At 28.7% G+C, this 16,753-nt stretch carries 18 protein-coding genes; 14 read left to right on the plus strand and 4 right to left on the minus strand.

Annotation, left to right across the window (positions count from 1 at the left end; all coding sequences use genetic code 11):
* Positions 1-3: 3 nt before the first annotated feature.
* From ACRCZX_RS02305 to ACRCZX_RS02370, 14 genes are read left to right on the plus strand one after another with little or no spacing between them, the layout of a single operon-like run.
* Entirely contained in the window at positions 4-399 is a 396-nt protein-coding gene (locus tag ACRCZX_RS02305) for a hypothetical protein (protein WP_438581329.1), read from the plus strand.
* Positions 396-2,186, plus strand: a complete 1,791-nt coding sequence (mrdA, locus tag ACRCZX_RS02310) for a penicillin-binding protein 2 (RefSeq protein WP_438581330.1) — start codon at positions 396-398, stop codon at positions 2,184-2,186. Before ACRCZX_RS02305 ends, mrdA begins: the two co-directional genes overlap by 4 nt.
* 1 nt (position 2,187) lies before the next feature.
* Positions 2,188-4,101, plus strand: a complete 1,914-nt coding sequence (locus ACRCZX_RS02315) for a ribonuclease J (protein ID WP_438581331.1) — start codon at positions 2,188-2,190, stop codon at positions 4,099-4,101.
* A gap of 44 nt (positions 4,102-4,145) precedes the next feature.
* Positions 4,146-4,454, plus strand: a complete 309-nt coding sequence (gene yhbY, locus ACRCZX_RS02320) for a ribosome assembly RNA-binding protein YhbY (RefSeq protein WP_438581332.1) — start codon at positions 4,146-4,148, stop codon at positions 4,452-4,454.
* Between the two features lie 24 nt (positions 4,455-4,478).
* A complete protein-coding gene (locus tag ACRCZX_RS02325) occupies positions 4,479-4,940 on the plus strand; it encodes a divergent PAP2 family protein (RefSeq protein ID WP_438581333.1) in 462 nt (153 codons plus the stop codon).
* Positions 4,941-4,951: 11 nt separating this feature from the next.
* The gene (gene dxs / locus ACRCZX_RS02330) at positions 4,952-6,775 is read left to right on the plus strand and encodes a 1-deoxy-D-xylulose-5-phosphate synthase (protein WP_438581334.1); all 1,824 of its coding nucleotides are present in this window, start codon (positions 4,952-4,954) and stop codon (positions 6,773-6,775) included.
* Positions 6,762-7,592: a phosphohydrolase gene (locus ACRCZX_RS02335; protein WP_438581335.1), complete on the plus strand. Its 831-nt coding sequence runs from the start codon at positions 6,762-6,764 to the stop codon at positions 7,590-7,592. Before dxs ends, ACRCZX_RS02335 begins: the two co-directional genes overlap by 14 nt.
* Complete coding sequence (locus ACRCZX_RS02340; RefSeq protein ID WP_438581336.1) at positions 7,592-8,398, plus strand: TlyA family RNA methyltransferase; 807 nt, start codon at positions 7,592-7,594, stop codon at positions 8,396-8,398. Before ACRCZX_RS02335 ends, ACRCZX_RS02340 begins: the two co-directional genes overlap by 1 nt.
* On the plus strand, positions 8,395-9,672 hold the full coding sequence (locus ACRCZX_RS02345; protein WP_438581337.1) for a S41 family peptidase: 1,278 nt from the start codon (positions 8,395-8,397) through the stop codon (positions 9,670-9,672). Before ACRCZX_RS02340 ends, ACRCZX_RS02345 begins: the two co-directional genes overlap by 4 nt.
* Positions 9,673-9,691: 19 nt before the next feature.
* The gene (gene rsmI / locus ACRCZX_RS02350) at positions 9,692-10,357 is read left to right on the plus strand and encodes a 16S rRNA (cytidine(1402)-2'-O)-methyltransferase (RefSeq protein ID WP_438581338.1); all 666 of its coding nucleotides are present in this window, start codon (positions 9,692-9,694) and stop codon (positions 10,355-10,357) included.
* Between the two features lie 12 nt (positions 10,358-10,369).
* Positions 10,370-11,266, plus strand: coding sequence for a ribosome biogenesis GTPase YlqF (gene ylqF / locus ACRCZX_RS02355; protein WP_438581339.1), 897 nt, complete (start codon positions 10,370-10,372; stop codon positions 11,264-11,266).
* A 10-nt stretch (positions 11,267-11,276) separates the two neighbouring features.
* On the plus strand, positions 11,277-12,101 hold the full coding sequence (locus ACRCZX_RS02360) for an NAD+ synthase (RefSeq protein ID WP_438581340.1): 825 nt from the start codon (positions 11,277-11,279) through the stop codon (positions 12,099-12,101).
* A 16-nt stretch (positions 12,102-12,117) separates the two neighbouring features.
* The gene (locus ACRCZX_RS02365) at positions 12,118-12,510 is read left to right on the plus strand and encodes a hypothetical protein (protein WP_438581341.1); all 393 of its coding nucleotides are present in this window, start codon (positions 12,118-12,120) and stop codon (positions 12,508-12,510) included.
* Positions 12,500-12,919, plus strand: a complete 420-nt coding sequence (locus ACRCZX_RS02370) for a YchJ family protein (protein ID WP_438581342.1) — start codon at positions 12,500-12,502, stop codon at positions 12,917-12,919. Before ACRCZX_RS02365 ends, ACRCZX_RS02370 begins: the two co-directional genes overlap by 11 nt.
* 56 nt (positions 12,920-12,975) lie before the next feature.
* Here ACRCZX_RS02370 and smpB read toward each other — a convergent pair whose 3' ends face one another.
* Genes smpB through ACRCZX_RS02390 form a run of 4 tightly spaced genes read right to left on the minus strand, consistent with a single transcriptional unit; the run spans position 12,976 to position 16,747 of the window.
* Positions 12,976-13,419, minus strand: a complete 444-nt coding sequence (gene smpB, locus ACRCZX_RS02375; protein ID WP_438581343.1) for an SsrA-binding protein SmpB — start codon at positions 13,417-13,419, stop codon at positions 12,976-12,978.
* A gap of 3 nt (positions 13,420-13,422) precedes the next feature.
* Positions 13,423-15,573 carry a ribonuclease R gene (gene rnr, locus ACRCZX_RS02380; protein ID WP_438581344.1) on the minus strand — a complete coding sequence of 717 codons (2,151 nt, stop codon included), beginning with the start codon at positions 15,571-15,573 and terminating at the stop codon, positions 13,423-13,425.
* Between the two features lie 17 nt (positions 15,574-15,590).
* On the minus strand, positions 15,591-16,154 hold the full coding sequence (gene yqeK / locus ACRCZX_RS02385) for a bis(5'-nucleosyl)-tetraphosphatase (symmetrical) YqeK (RefSeq protein WP_438581345.1): 564 nt from the start codon (positions 16,152-16,154) through the stop codon (positions 15,591-15,593).
* Between the two features lie 53 nt (positions 16,155-16,207).
* The gene (locus ACRCZX_RS02390; protein ID WP_438581346.1) at positions 16,208-16,747 is read right to left on the minus strand and encodes a GerMN domain-containing protein; all 540 of its coding nucleotides are present in this window, start codon (positions 16,745-16,747) and stop codon (positions 16,208-16,210) included.
* Positions 16,748-16,753 lie beyond the last annotated feature (6 nt).

Raw genomic sequence — 16,753 nt, forward strand, 5'->3', positions numbered from 1 at the left:
AAAATGCTAGATCTTATCTCAATTTTATTTGTTTTTATATTGGATAATATTCCTCAAACAACATCAAAAGGTTTTTTAATAATGCCTTATTTGGCTTATCTATCTTATAGAAAAGATAAAAAGATAGCATTTTTATTTCCAATACTATCGATTATATTAGCTCTTCATTCAGGAGAACCTGCACATTCTTTTTTATTTGTAGGGTTAAATATAGTTTTTTATTACCTATACTTTATAAACTTTGATTACAATATTGGGAATGTATATTTATTATCTATTTTACAAATTGTAGCTTGGAAATTTTATGTAAATATTCCGTTTGTTATAGTAAATATAATGATACTTTCAGTATTTTATTTTATAATAAATTTGTTGTACATGAGGAGAGCAACTAAGTGAAAAAAAATCTTGGAATAAAGTTAGGTAAAAGTTTTGAGTTTAGAGGAGATATATATAAAGTATTTATATTTATAATTTTTGTGCTATTAGGAACTCGAATGGCATATTTACAAATTATAAAAAAAGAAAAATATAATTATTTAGCTCAAAAAAATAGAGTTAAATTAAGAAAGATTGATGCTGAAAGAGGAAATATATATGATTCAAATGGACAGCTTATAGTAACAAACACTTTGGGTTATAGATTAGTTTATTTAAATCAAAGAACGGTTAGTAAAAGTCAATTAGAAGAGATGGTAGAAGCTACAGGATATACAAGTGATTATCTTCAGAAAAGAATAAAATATGGTGAAATTGTTACTTATACAAAAGAGAACATATTAATAGAAGATTTAGAATTACAGCTAGCCCATAAATTAATGGAAAAAATAGGTGATTATCCATATCTAGAAGTTCAGAGTTATTCTAAAAGAAAATATATATATGACTCATTAGCAGCACATACAATTGGTTATGTGAAAAAAATTACAGAAAAAGAATATGAAAAATTAAGAGAAGAAGGATATTCACCAAGAGATATTGTTGGGAAAACTGGAATTGAAAAAGTTTATGATATAAATATGAAGGGGAAACCTGGTTATGACTATATAGAAGTAAATGCATTAAATAAAGCTCAAAAAATTGAAAAAAGTAAAGAACCGACTTCTGGGTACAATTTACATTTATCACTAGATATGAGATTACAAGAACACATGGAAAAAATTTTTGAAGAAGAAAATTTATCAGGAGCTTTAATTGCTTTAGATGCTCAAACAGGAAAAGTATTAACAATGGTAAGTTATCCAACATATTCACTAACAACATTTAGCTCAAAGATATCTCAAGAGGAATGGAGTAGAATAAGTAGTGATACAAGAAAACCTCTAACAAATAAAACTATTTCAGGAGAATATCCTCCTGGATCAGTATTTAAACCATTTTCAGCTTTTGCATTTTTCAATAATGGATTAGATCCAAAAACTAAAATCTTTGATAATGGAGTTTATAGTATAGGAAAATGGAGTTGGAAAGCTTGGAAAAAAGGTGGGCATGGAACAGTTGATTTTGAAAAATCAATAGTTGAATCAGTAAATCCATACTACTATAGATTTGCAGATCAATATGGTCTTGAACCAATAATTGAAACTGCAGGTAGTTTTGGATATGGAAAGTTATCTAAAATTGATGTTTCTGGAGAAAGAGCGGGGGTATTACCAGATGAAAAGTGGAAAAAGAAAAAATTTAAACAATCTTGGTTTAAAGGCGATACAATAATATTATCTATTGGTCAAGGATACTTATTAGCAACCCCAATGCAGGTTGCAGTATCGTATATGGGTCTTGCAAATAGAGGTAAAGCTTATGTACCTCATGTTGTAGATTACATGGAAAATGGAAAAGATAGAATAAATATAGAACCAGAGATTTTATATGAAACAAATTATCCTGGTTGGTATTATGAGGCTTTGAATAAAGCTTTAATAAATACAGTTGAAAAAAACAATGGAACAACAAAAGCTTTAAGAACAAAAGGATTGGTTGTAGGAGCAAAAAGTGGATCATCTCAAAATTCAGGATTTGATAAAACACATGCTCTTGTTGCAGGGTATTTTCCAGCAGATAAACAGCCAAAAATTGTCTTTACAGTTCTGTTAGAAGGAGCCGGTGGAGGCGGAAGTGTTGCGGGTGGAGTTGCTAAGAAATTTGTAGATGAATATTTGAAATATTACAATGAGGAGATAAAATAAAATGAATTTAGAAAATGTTGTTGAAAAGGAGAAAGAAGTAGAAAAAAAGAAACCAAAACATAGGAAATATTACAATAAAGGAAAACAAGGTGAAAAAGTTTTGTCAGCTGAAGTTGTAAAAGAAGCATCAGAGTTAGAAAAAGTTGAAATTGTTGAAGAACAAAAAGTTCAAAAACCTAAAAAAAAGCCAACTAAAAAAAATGATTCTGAAGATGAAGTAAAAAAGCCAGCAGTGAAAACTGAAAAAGAAGAAAAAATGTATGTTATTCCTCTTGGTGGATTAGATGAAGTTGGTAAAAATATGACTTTAGTTCAATATAGAGATGAAATCATAATAATTGATTCAGGAGTAACTTTCCCAGATGATGGACTTCTAGGGATTGATTTAGTAATACCGGATTTCAGCTATATTGAAAGTAATAAAGATAAGGTAAAAGGTGTATTTATAACTCATGGACATGAGGATCATATAGGTTCAATTCCATATTTATACCAAAAAATCGATAAAAATATTCCTGTTCATGGAGGAAAGCTAACATTAGCACTTATTAAATCTAAATTTGATAGTGGAGAAGTTTCTAAAATTGCCCCTAAAATGAGAGAAGTAACTGGAAGAGATAAAGTAAAAGTTGGAAAATATTTTGAAGTTGAGTTTATTAGAGTGACTCACTCAATAGCTGACGCATATTGTGTAGTTGTAACAACACCAGCAGGAAGAGTTATGTATACAGGAGACTTTAAAATAGATTTAACACCAGTTGATGGAAAGGGAGTAGATTTTTTAAGATTAGCTCAAATAGGAGAAGAAGGAGTAGATTTATTACTTTCGGATTCTACTAATTCAGAAATAGATGGCTTTACACCTTCAGAAAGAAGTGTAGGAGAAGCTTTTAAAGTTGAGTTTGCTAAAGCAAAAGGAAGAATTATAATAGCTGCTTTTGCATCACATGTGCATAGATTACAACAAGTAGTAAATATAGCAAATGAGCACGGAAGAAAAATAGCAATAGATGGAAGAAGTTTGATAAGAATATTTGATATTGCATCAAAATTAGGATATCTAAAGTTACCAGAAAATATTATGGTAAATTTATCAGAATTAGATAAAATGAAAGATAATAAAGTTGTTATTCTTTGTACTGGAACACAAGGAGAACCAATGGCAGCCTTATCAAGAATTGCTAAAAATATGCATAAGCATACAAAAGTAAAAGAGGGAGATACAGTAATAATATCAGCTACACCTATTCCAGGAAATGAAAAAGCTGTATCAAATAATATAAATAGTCTTTTAAAATATGATGCAGAGGTTGTATTCAAAAAAATTGCAGGAATACATGTATCAGGTCACGGAAGTAAAGAAGAACAAAGATTGATGCTTAATTTAATAAAGCCAAAACACTTTATGCCAGTACATGGTGAATTTAAAATGTTAAAAGCACATAAAGAAACAGCTATAGAAACAGGTGTTGCAAGAGCAAATATTGTAATTGCAACAAATGGAAGTAAAGTTGAAGTTACAAAATCAAGTGCAAAAATAAAAGGTAAAGTAAATGCAGGAGCTACATTAGTTGACGGATTAGGCGTTGGAGATATAGGGCATATAGTTCTAAAAGATAGACAGCAATTATCTCAAGATGGAGTAGTAATAGTTGTATTTACATTGGATAAAGAAACAGGAAAAGTTTTAAGTGGACCTGATATAGTAACTAGAGGATTTGTTTATTCAAGAGATTCAGATCAGATACTAAATGAAGCAAATGACCAAATTAAAATTAAATTAAAAGAGTTTGAAGTTGCTGGAACAAAAGATTGGGCAGTTATAAAAAATAGTGTAAGAGATTTAGCGAGCAAATTCTTCTATAATAGAATCAAAAGAACACCAGTAATATTGCCTATAATAATGGATGTATAAAAAATTTATATAAAATAAAAACCAAAGATTTAAGAGGAGATAAAATGAATTTAACAAGTAAAAAAAGAGCATTTTTAAAAAAGAAGGCACACAAATTAGATCCAATATTTAGAATAGGAAAGGATGGATTTACTCAATCTTTAACACAAGGTGTTTTAGAAGCTTTAATTCCTAGAGAATTAATAAAAGTAAAAATTCTTCAAAACTCTGAAGTAAATAAAAATGAAGTGGCTCAACAATTAGCAGATGCAATTGAAGCAGAACTTGTAGGAGTAATTGGAAGAACTATTATTTTATTCAAAGAAAATAAAGATAAACCTACAATATCATTAGAATTAAAGTCAGTTAAATAAAATATTAAAGAGAGTGGGGAAACTATGCAAAAGGGAATAATTTTAGGTAGTAGGATTCTAGACGTAGTATTTATAGCTTGGTTTATAGCACAGTTTTATAAAGTTGTAACTACAATATTTATTGATAAAAAATTAAATATAAAAAGAATTTTTGAAACTGGAGGAATGCCAAGTTCCCACTCTTCAACTATGTCATCATTAAGTACAGCAGTCGCTTTGGCTCATGGAACACAGAGTACAATATTTGCTATTTCATTTGTTTTAGCAGGAGTAGTTATGTATGATGCAGCAGGAATTAGAAGAGCAGCAGGAAAACATGCAGGTCTTTTAAATACTTTGTTGGATAGATTTGCAGCAAAAGTTGGCGAGAGGTTACATGATGAAAAACTAAAAGAACTTTTAGGACATAGTCCTTTAGAAGTTTTAGTGGGGGCTATATTGGGAGTGGTTGTGGCCTTTTTATTTAAAGGTTATATTCAAGCTTAAGGATGGAAAAGATGAAGGTAGATAAGACGTATATAAATATATTAAAAGAAGAGAGTCAAGAGATTAGGGACATATTAGTAAAAATAACAAGTAAAAACGGTGGACACTTAGGACCAAATTTAGGTGTAGTCGAATTGACTCAATCTATAATAGAGGTATTTAATTTACCAAAAGATAAATTGTTGTTTGATGTAGGACATCAATCGTATGTATATAAATTACTAACAGATAGAAAAGAAAGATTTAAAACTTTAAGAACAAAAGATGGAATAGGTCCTTTTTCTGATCCCAAAGAAAGTGAGTATGATTTCTTTATAGCTGGTCATGCAGGAAGTGCACTCTCAGCTGGAGCAGGGATAGCAGTGGCGAATCCAAATGAGAAGATAATTGTAGTAATAGGTGACGCTTCAATTGCCAATGGGCACTCTTTAGAAGCCTTAAATAATATTGGAAACAATATAAAAAATCTAATAGTAATATTAAATGATAATGAAATGTCTATTGGAGAAAATGTAGGTTCATTATCAAATTTTTTTGGAAAATTAATGATTAGCAATGCTTATATGAATATTAGAAAAGATGTTAGAAGTGTAATAAGTAAAGGAAAAGTGGGCATACAAGTCAAAAGTTTACTAGAAAGAATAGAACATTCTGTAAAACAGTTTTTTTTACCATCTAGTATCTCAGAAACTTTAGGATATCAATTTTTAGGAGTTATTGATGGTCATAATATTGAAGAGTTAATAAAGAATTTAACAATAGCAAAAGAGATGGAGGGACCTGTTTTTATTCATATAAAAACAGAAAAAGGAAAAGGATACCAATTAGCAGAGGAAAATAAAGAAAAATTCCACGGAATTTCTCCATTTAATCCTGAAACAGGTGAAGTTCAATTAACTGGAAGAACGTATTCTAATATTTTTGGTTCAAAATTAGTAGAATTAGCTGAAACTGATAAAGATATATATGCTATATCAGCAGCAATGGTGAAAGGAACTGGATTAGGAGAATACCAAAGTAAGTATAGTGATAGATGTGTAGATGTAGGAATAGCAGAAGGCCATGCAGTTACATTTTCAGCAGGTTTAGCAATTTCTGGAAAAAAACCTTATGTCGCAATTTACTCAACATTTTTCCAAAGAGCGCAAGATCAATTAATTCATGATGTTGGGTTACAAAATTTACCAGTTAGATTTATAATTGATCGTGCAGGAATTGTTGGAGAAGATGGAAAAACTCATCAAGGAATACATGATATAAATATATTTTTAACTATGCCAAATTATAGAGTTCTAGCTCCAACAACAGGAAAAGAACTAGCTGAAATAATGGAATTTTCTAAAAATTTTGAAGAAGGACCTCTAACAATAAGATTCCCTAGAGGAAGTGCTTTTGAGTTAGAAGAAAATCTAGAATTAAAATTTGAAATAGGGAAATGGCAAGAGGTAAAAAAAGGAGAAAAAAACCTTTATTTGGCAACTGGATCTATGTTGAAAGAGGTTATAAATATAAAAAATCAACTTTTAGAAAAGGGGTTAGATGGAGCTATAGTAAGTTGTTCATCAATAAGACCTTTAGATGAAAGTTTTATATTAAGAGAGTTCTCTAAGTATGAAAATATATTTACCTTTGAAGATGGTTATAAAAGAGGTGGATTTGGAGATGAAATATTAAATTTCTTAAATAAGAAAAAAATAGCAATTAATATAAATATAATAGCATTAGAAAGTGTAGCAATACCTCATGGTACAAGGAATATACTGTTAGAGGAATATGGACTAAGAGGTAAAAAACTAATAGAGAGAATTGAGGACAGCATTAATGGCGAAAAATAGTAATGCATTAGAGTTTATAAAAGTTTTATTAAATCATGAAATGGTTTTAGATTTAGATCATCATGAGGATCAAGGAGTTAAAGTAACTACTCATACATATGATGTTTTAAAAATATCGTTTGAAGAGATAAAAAGAGATTTTAGAGATTTAAGAGAAGCTAGAGAAAAAATAGAGTTTTTTTCAATTGTAGTAGGAGTAATAATACATGATTTGAGCAAGGGAAGCATCAGAAAAGCTGATGAAAAACTTTCGCATTCTCAAATGATGATAAAAAAACCTGAATATATTATAAAAGAAGCAGAAAGGGTTTTATCTGAAATTGAAGAAGCTTTAAATTTAAAAATTGTGGATAAAATCAAAAAGAATATAACTCATATAGTTATATCGCACCATGGAAAATGGGGTAAAATTCAACCTAATACAAAAGAAGCTCATATAGTTCATAGAGCAGATATGTATTCAGCTAAATACCATAGAATAAATCCTATTGGCGCTGATAAAATTTTAAAACTTATGAGTGAAGGAATGAACATAGATGAAGTAGCTAAAAAATTCAACTGTACAACAGGAGTTATAAAAGATCGTTTAAAAAGAGCTAAGCATGAATTAAGATTAAAAAATACAAAGCAACTTCTGGGATATTATAAAAGTAAGAAAAAAATACCAATTGGAGATGACTTTTTCACAAAAAGAGTTAGAGAAACTGAAAAGTTAATAAGATCAGTTGATAGATTAGGATTTGAAAATCTTATTTTAGAAAATTTATTGCTAAATTATTTAGAAGATGATCAGATTTTTGAAAAGGAAGTGCAGTAATGAAAGAAAGAATAGATGTTTTACTAGTTGAAAGAGGATTTTATGAAACTAGAGAAAAAGCTAAAAGAGCAATTATGGCAGGATTAGTTATAGTAAATGATAAGAAAATAGATAAGCCAGGAACATCTATAAAAATAGATGAAGAACCAACAATAAGAGTAAAAGGCGATGCATGTAAATATGTTAGTCGTGGTGGAATGAAGTTAGAAAAAGCAATTAGTGTTTTTCAATTAGATTTTAAAGAAAAGAGAGTTTTAGATGTAGGATCATCAACAGGTGGATTTACAGATTGTTCTTTGCAAAATGGAGCATCATTTGTATATGCAGTAGATGTTGGAACAAATCAATTAGATTGGAAGTTGAGAACAGATAATAGAGTGAAATCTTTAGAGAATACTCATATAAAAGATTTAGAACTTACTGATTTAGATAATCAAAAAGTAGATTGTATAGTTATGGATGTTTCTTTTATATCAATAACAAAAGTAATAGGGCACTTAATCAAGTTTTTTAAAGAAGATACAAAATTGATGGCACTAATAAAGCCACAATTTGAAGTTGGAAAAGAAAACATTGAAAAAGGTGGAATAGTAAAAGATAGTAAAAAACACATAATGGCAATAGAAATGGTTATAGAAGAAGCTAAAAAATCTGGGCTTAAATTGAAAGCACTAGATTTTTCACCAATAACAGGTACAAAAGGAAATGTTGAGTATATATCTATATTTGAGATAGGAGAAGAAGATTCTCATATTAACATCGAATCAGTTGTAAAGCTAGGAAAAAACTTAGGAGGAGCCTTATGATTAAACTGTTAAGAAATACTGGAGTAGCTCTACTTTTATCCGGGGTTATGCTTGTAAATTCAGTTTCAACATATTCTGTAGATAATGGATTTATTAGTAATATAAAAGAACTAAAAGAACTTTCTGATATTATGAATATAATAAAAGAAAATCATGTTGGTGGAGAAAAAGAACCTACAAATACGACATTAATGCAAGGCGCATTAAAAGGAATAATGGAATCATTAGATGACCCACATTCCAACTACTTTACAAAAGAAGAACTAGAAAGTTTTAAAGAAGATATTGAAGGAAAATATGCTGGAGTAGGTATGGTAATTCAGAAAAAAGCAGATGAACCTTTAATAGTAGTTTCACCAATAGAAGATACCCCAGCATATTTAGCAGGGATAAGGGCAAAAGATAAAATTATAGCTATTGATGGAGAAAGTACTTATAAACTAACAAGTGAACAAAGTGTAAAAAAGTTAAAAGGTGAACCAGGAACTTCAGTAAAGCTTACAGTTTATAGAGAAGAAGCCAAAGAAACAAAAGAAGTCGAATTAAAGAGATCAATTATTCAGCTTAAATATGTTAAAAGCAAAATGATTGGAAAAGATGTTGGTTATTTAAGACTAACTCAATTTGGAGAAGATGTATATAAAGATCTGAGTAGAGACTTGGAAAATTTATTAAAAAAAGGTGCCAAAGGTATAATTTTTGATTTAAGAAGTAATCCAGGTGGATCTTTAGGACAAGCTGTTAAGATATCATCTATGTTTATAAAAGATGGAAGAATAGTTAGTACAAAAGGTAAAAATAGTGAAGAGGAAGTAGCTTACAGAGAAGGGAAATTCTTCGGAGATTTTCCTTTAATAGTTTTAATAAATGAAGGAAGTGCTTCAGCTTCTGAGATTGTTTCAGGAGCAATAAAAGACTATAAAAGAGGACTTTTAATTGGAGAAAAATCGTTTGGAAAAGGAAGTGTTCAAACACTATTGCCTTTACCAGATGGAGATGGAATAAAAATAACAATAGCTAAATATTATACACCAAGTGGTGTTTCTATTCATGGCGTTGGAATTGAGCCTGATATTTTAGTTGAAGAAAAAGATGATTTTTTATTTTTTAATGGTTTTGTTACAAATATAAATGAAGATGAAACAAAAGAAAATAGAAATGAAATTATCAAAGAAGTAAAGGGTGAAGAGGAAGGCAATAAAATAATATCAAAAAAAGATGTTCAATTAGATAAAGCCATTGAAGAGATGGCTAAACTTTTACAGAAAAAATAAACAAGAAATGAGGTATAAAATGCTTTATATAGTAGCAACACCAATAGGAAATTTAGATGATATAACTTTGAGAGCTATAAAAACGTTTCAAGAAGTAGATTTTATTTTTGCAGAAGATACGAGAGTTACAAAAAAGTTATTAAATCATTTAGGAATAGAAAAAGTTGTGAATAGATATGATGAACATACAAAAATGCATCAAATTTCAAATATGATAAATATGTTAGAAAATGGAAATAAAATAGCATTAGTAACAGATGCAGGTACACCTTGTATATCAGATCCTGGATTTGAAGTTGTAGATGAAGCTCTAAAAAAAGGAATAAAAGTTATACCTATTCCAGGTGCAAGTGCAATGACAGCAGCGGCTTCAGTTGCAGGAATATCAACTAGAAGATTTTGTTTTGAGGGTTTTTTACCAAAGAAAAAAGGAAGACAAACTCTTTTGAAATCTTTAGCGACAGAAGAAAGAACAATTATAATTTTTGAATCTCCACATAGAATAGAAAAAACTTTAAAAGATATAGAGACTTTTATTGGTGTTAGAGATGTTGTAATAGTAAGAGAAATAACAAAAATATATGAAGAAATTTTAAGAGGAACAACTACAGAGTTAATCGAAAAGTTATCTCAAAATCCTATAAAAGGAGAGATAGTTCTTTTAATAAAGGGTAATGAAAAATAGAGGTGAGAAAAAATGTCAATGACAAAAATTAACTGGTATCCAGGACATATGAAAAAAACGAAGGATATAATAAAAGAAAATATGCCTTTAATAGATATTGTTCTTGAGATTGTGGATGCAAGAATTCCTTTATCAAGTAAAAACCCAGATATAGCTGGTTTTGCGAAGAATAAAAAAAGGGTAATTGTTATAAATAAAGCTGACTTAATAACAAAAGAAGAGATAAATTTTTGGAAAAAATTCTTTAAAGATAATAATTTTGCCGATGAAGTTCTAGAACTATCAGCAGAAACAGGATTTAATATGAAGATGTTGTATTCAATTATTGAAAAAGTATCTAAAGAAAAAAAAGAAAAAATGTTGAAAAAAGGATTAAGAAAAGTAAACACAAGATTAATGATAGTAGGAATACCTAATGTAGGTAAATCAAGATTAATTAATAGAATAGTAGGTAAAAGCAGTGCAGGAGTAGGAAATAAACCAGGATTCACTAGAGGAAAACAATGGTTTAGAATTAAAGAAGGTTTAGAGTTATTAGATACTCCAGGAATATTATGGCCAAAATTTGAAAACCAAGAAGTAGGTTATAATTTAGCAATAACAGGAGCTATAAGAGATGAAATACTTCCAATAGATGAAGTTGCATGTCTTTTAATAGAAAAAATGCTAAAAATGGGAAAAAAGAATATATTACAAGATAAATATAAACTTTTAGAAGAAGATTTTGAACAAGTAACAGGAGCAATTATAGAGTCGATTGCAGTTAGAATGAATATGCTACAAAAAGGTGGTATTCCAAATGTTCAGCAAGCAACATATACCATTTTAAGAGATTATAGAGCTTGTAAATTAGGTAAGTTTGGTTTAGATATGGATATAGCAGAAGAGATTAAAAACTTATATAAGTAGGAGAGAAAAGATGAGTCATAAGTTGGATTTAGATTTAAATTTAGTTGAAGAGATATTAGTTCATTTTTTGAAAGAGGAAGCTAATAAAGTTGGATTTTCTAAAGTAGTATTAGGATTATCAGGTGGAATAGATTCTGCTTTAGTTGCATATTTAGCGGCAAAAGCTTTTGGACCTGAAAATGTTTTAGGAATACTTATGCCTTATAAAACTTCTAGTAAAGAAAGTGTAGAACACGCTAAACTAGTAGTAGAGGATTTAGGAATACAATCGAAATTAATAGAGATAACTCCAATGGTTGAACCATATTTTCAAATGAATCCAGATATGGATGGATTAAGAAAAGGAAATAGAATGGCAAGAGAAAGAATGTGTATTCTATTCGATTATTCAGCAAAAGAAAAGGCTTTGGTTTTAGGTACATCTAATAAAACTGAGATGTTATTAGGTTATAGTACTCAGTTTGGAGATGCAGCTTCAGCCATAAATGCAATAGGAGATCTATACAAAACTCAAGTTTGGGAATTGTCAAGACATATGGGAGTTTCAAAAGAATTAATTGATAAAAAGCCAAGTGCTGATCTTTGGGAAGGGCAAACTGATGAAAGTGAGTTAGGATTCTCTTATAAATTAGCTGATGAAATTTTAATTTCTTTGATAGATGGAAGAGAAAAGAAAGAAGAGATTTTAAATGCAGGTTATTCAGAAGAAATTATTGATAAAATAATTTGGAAAATCCAGATGTCTCAATATAAAAGAAAACTTCCTTTGATAGCAAAGATATCTAATAGAACTATAGGAAGAGATTTTAGATACCCTAGAGATTGGGGAGTCTAAAAAAGGAGGCTCAAATTTGAGAGGAGAAGAGCAGTTAAGAGAAGAGTTACAAGAATTTCAAAAAGAAAAAGAAAGAATTAGAAGTATCGTAGGTCAAATAGGTGGTTCAAACGATAAACAAAATAAGATTATAAATATAATATTGATTGTAATAATAGTTGCGTTGTTAGTTTTAGGAGGAGTATTTAATAGAATAGCTCCTGAATTAGCTGTTCAAGTTGCAATTTTATTTGGTGTTATAAAACTTATTTGGATGTATTATGAATCACAAAGAGCGAGTCATTTTCAATTTTGGATATTGAATTCTTTGGAATTTAGAATAAATGAAATTTATAAAAAAGCAAAAAAAATTGAAAAAGATATAGATGAATTAAAAAAAGTAGAGGTGCAAAATAAAAATGATAAATAATTTTAAAACAGCCGAAGAATTAATGAGAGCAAGATATAGTGCTTTTGAAACTGGAGATATAGACTTTATAGTAGAAACACATCATCCAGAAACTAAAGTTGATATGGATGTTGAAGAAACAAAAAAATGGGCATTAGAATCTGAATGGATAGGTTTAGAGATTGTTTCTACAGAAGAAGGCTTAGAGTGTGATAAAGAAGGAATTGTAGAATTTAAAGCATCATACAAAGAAAATGGTAAAGATATTGTTCATCATGAAAAAAGTAAATTCATAAAAGTTGATGGACAATGGTTATATTATGGTTGGTTACCTTTACAGGGAACTATAGTAAAAGAGGAAAAAATTGGAAGAAATGATCCATGTCTTTGTGGATCAGGGAAAAAATATAAAAAATGTTGTGCAAAGTAAATATTTTATTTAAATAATCCAAAAAGGACAGATGAATTTTTTCATCTGTCCTTTTATTAGTAGTTATCTTTAAGATCTCTTTCCATAGTTCTTTGTTGATCTTTTTTAGCTAGAGAATCACGTTTATCATAATTCTTTTTACCTCTAGCTACAGCAATATCAACTTTAACAAAACCTTTAGATAGATGAACATTTAACGGAACAACAGTATATCCTTTTTGTGTAACTTTTTCATGTAATTTTTTAATTTCAGCTTTATTTAAAAGTAACTTTCGAACCCTTCTTTCATCAGGATTATAAGTACTTCCAAATGCCCAAGGAACAACACTCATTCCCATTATGAAAACCTCACCATTAATTATTCTGATAAAGGCTTCTTTTATACTAGTTTTTCCAGCTTTAATAGATTTCACTTCAGATCCAACAAGTTCAATTCCAGCTTCAAACCTATCCTCAACAAAATAATCAAAAAAAGCTTTTTTGTTATTAGCTAATATCATAATCTAAAATCTCCTTTCTTTTCTTCTCCCTGTATATTCTTGATGAAATTCTGTAGGAATAACTTCAATTTCAAGCATCTGTAAATCAGCTCTAACAATTAGAATATCCATCTTATCTCCTAAGTGGAATTCTCTATCAGTATCAGTATCTTTCATTACATAATCAGAATCATTAAATTCATAGAAGTTTTGAGCAGTAGTTACATCCCAGAAACATTCAACATGTTCTTCAGTTTCGAAGAATATTTTTTTGTTATTAAATCCAACTATAGTTGCTTTGAATTCATCACCAATTTTATCAATCATGTATTCAACAACTTTTATTTTAACACTTTCATCTTCTATTTTCATAGCTTTTCTTTCGGTTTGAGAAATATGAGCTGTAACATCAGGAAGATAATTTATAAGAGTACCATATTGTTTTTTAGTAGGGTATCCATTTATGGCAATATTTAAAATTCTATGTATTAAAAGGTCAGCATATCTTCTAATTGGTGATGTAAAGTGAGTATAGTAACTAGATGAAAGCCCAAAGTGACCTAGATTTTCGACACCGTATTTAGCTTGTTTAAGAGACATTAAAATCATCTTGTGAACAATCATACTTATTCCTTTTGCTTCAGAGTCTTTAATTATAGATTGGAATTTCTTAGGATGAAGATCTTCAGAAGAATGTAATTTATATCCAAATTTAGATAGAGTTTCACTTAGAGTTTTTACTCTTTCAGGATCAGGAGTTTCATGTACTCTATAAACAGATGGAATTTCTAACCAGAAAAGTTTTTCTGCGATAGATTCATTAGCCATAATCATGAAATCTTCTATTATTCTTTCTGATTCTCCTCTTTCAATAGTTTTTAAATATTTCACTTTTTTATTTTCATCTAAAATAACTTTCACTTCAGGAAGATCAAAATCAATAGAACCCCTATTGTATTTTATTGCTCTTATAATTTTAGAAAGTTCTAACATAGTAGAAATCATATCTACAATGTCACTATATTTTTCAACCATTTCTGGATCTTTATCAATTATTTTATTTACATTTGTATAAGTCATTCTATGAGCTGTTTTAATAACTGATTTATAAGTTTGAATGTCTATAGCTCTACCTTGAGAGTCAATTAAGATTTCTACTGAAAAAGTCAATTTGTCTTCATGGGGATTTAAAGAACAAATTCCATTTGAAATTTCTCTAGGGAACATCGGTAAAACTCTATCAACCATATATACAGAATTTCCTCTTTTCTCAGCTTCTTTATCAAGTTTAGAACCAGTAGGAATATAATGAGAAACATCAGCGATAGCAACAATTAATTTATAATAGCCGTTCTCAAGTTTTTCTACATAAACAGCATCATCTAAATCTTTAGCATCATCACCATCAATAGTTATAATAGGTAAATGTCTTAAATCTTTTCTTTTGTTAATCTCTTCTTGTGAAATAGAGACAGGGATTTGACGAGCTTCAGCTAAAACTTCATCAGGAAAATCTTCAGATAAACCTTCTCTTAATAATAGAGCTTTAACCATGTTACTAGTATCAAAAGGATTACCAATCTGTTCTACAATTTTACCTTCAGGTTTTTTTTCATCAGTTCCCCAGAATGTAACTTCTACAACAACTAATTCTCCATCTTTAGCTTTATTAAAGAAATTTCTAGGGATATATATATCTCTTCCAAAAGATTGTGTAGGCCTAACAAAACCAAAGTTTTCTTTTTTTTCAAAAATACCAATAATTGTATTTTTTTCTCTTAAAAGAACCTCAACAATTTCACCTTCTTTTTTACCTTTACCTTCAGGAGAAGTAACATTAATTAAAACTACGTCACCATCCAAAGCTGTACCAAACTTAGTTCTAGGAATGAAGTAACCTTCTGTATCTGTATCAACAAAACCAAATTTATTTTTAATATTTGAAAACTTACCTTTGATAAATCCTAGATTTTCAGGAATATTATATTTGTTTCGTTTGTTTTTCATTATTTCGCCAGATTCTACCCATTGCTCAACGATATCTCTATTATCTTTTTTATATTTAGGAGACCAGCCAAGAGCTTTTGTAATCTCATCTAGTGTTAAAGCTTTGCTTTCTTTTAAAATACTTTTTAAATCTTCAAGTTGTTTATCTAATTTTGTTTTTATTTTCATAAATTTTAATCCTCCTATTAGCTTGTTTTTAAAAGCCAATTTCGCATCTCGATTGAGTCTATATGTATAACATAATTCTCTTTCAAAAGATACTCAATTTTTTTATTCACTTCTAGTAAAATGGCTTTATCTAAGTTTACTAGAGCTAAATCTCTAATTTTTTCAACATATGGATAATCTCTTTTAGGCTCGATAGCATCAGCTAAGTAAACAATTTTTTCAATTAATTTCATATTTTGTCTTCCAGTAGTATGATATTTTATTGCATTTAAAACTTCAGAGTCTTCAACTTTGAAGGTATTTTTAGCAATATAAGCACTTGCATAACTGTGTAAAATTTCAGAATTATCAAGATAATCCTTTGATTCTATTATAAAATTATCTTTAGAAATTTTAATCAATTCTTGTTTAGGCATCTCTTTAGCATAATCATGTAAAAGAGATGCAATGGTTAATTTATTTAAATCAACATTGTAAATTTCCCCTAAATGAAGGGCAGTTTTTAAAACTCTTATCGAGTGATCATATCTTTTTTTTGATACAACCAATTTTAATTCATCTTTAAGAAAATTAATATTCATATAGCCTCCAAATTTTGAAAAGGGAGTTTCAAAAATTAGAAACTCCCTAAAAATTATATATTACTGTTTAATTTATAGCTCTTATTTATATCAATAAAATTAACTTTATTTGTAGGAATACCATTTACGAGTAAAACAACAGTGTCTGATCCTCCAGGAGTTAATAAACTATTCACAAAAGAATAAATTAAAAGTAGCTCCTCTTGAGGAGTTGTAGCAGATAAAAGAATTTTAGAATCTAAATCTAGGTAAAGAATTCTATTTTTTATAAATAGCTCATATTTATAATTTTCTTTTTTTATAATTTTTGTGTTTTCTAACTTAATTAGGAGATTATTAATAATTTCTTTTAAAATTTCTTCTTTTTCTTTTAAATTAGATGTTAAAACTATATTTTCAGTATTAAGTTTTCCAGCTTTTAAATCTGGAAAGAAAATAGGTGTACTAAACTCTAATTTTTTAATTTCTTGAATTTTTGGCACCGAAATTTGTGTTATAGTTTTACTATTCTTATCAAGTTGCTTTGAATAGATTCCAGTTATAGTAGCAACAGATATTAAAGCAACTAAAAATAGTTTTAATTTATTTGACATAGAAAC

This window comes from Cetobacterium sp. (assembly GCF_051658645.1).
Taxonomy (GTDB): domain Bacteria; phylum Fusobacteriota; class Fusobacteriia; order Fusobacteriales; family Fusobacteriaceae; genus Cetobacterium_A.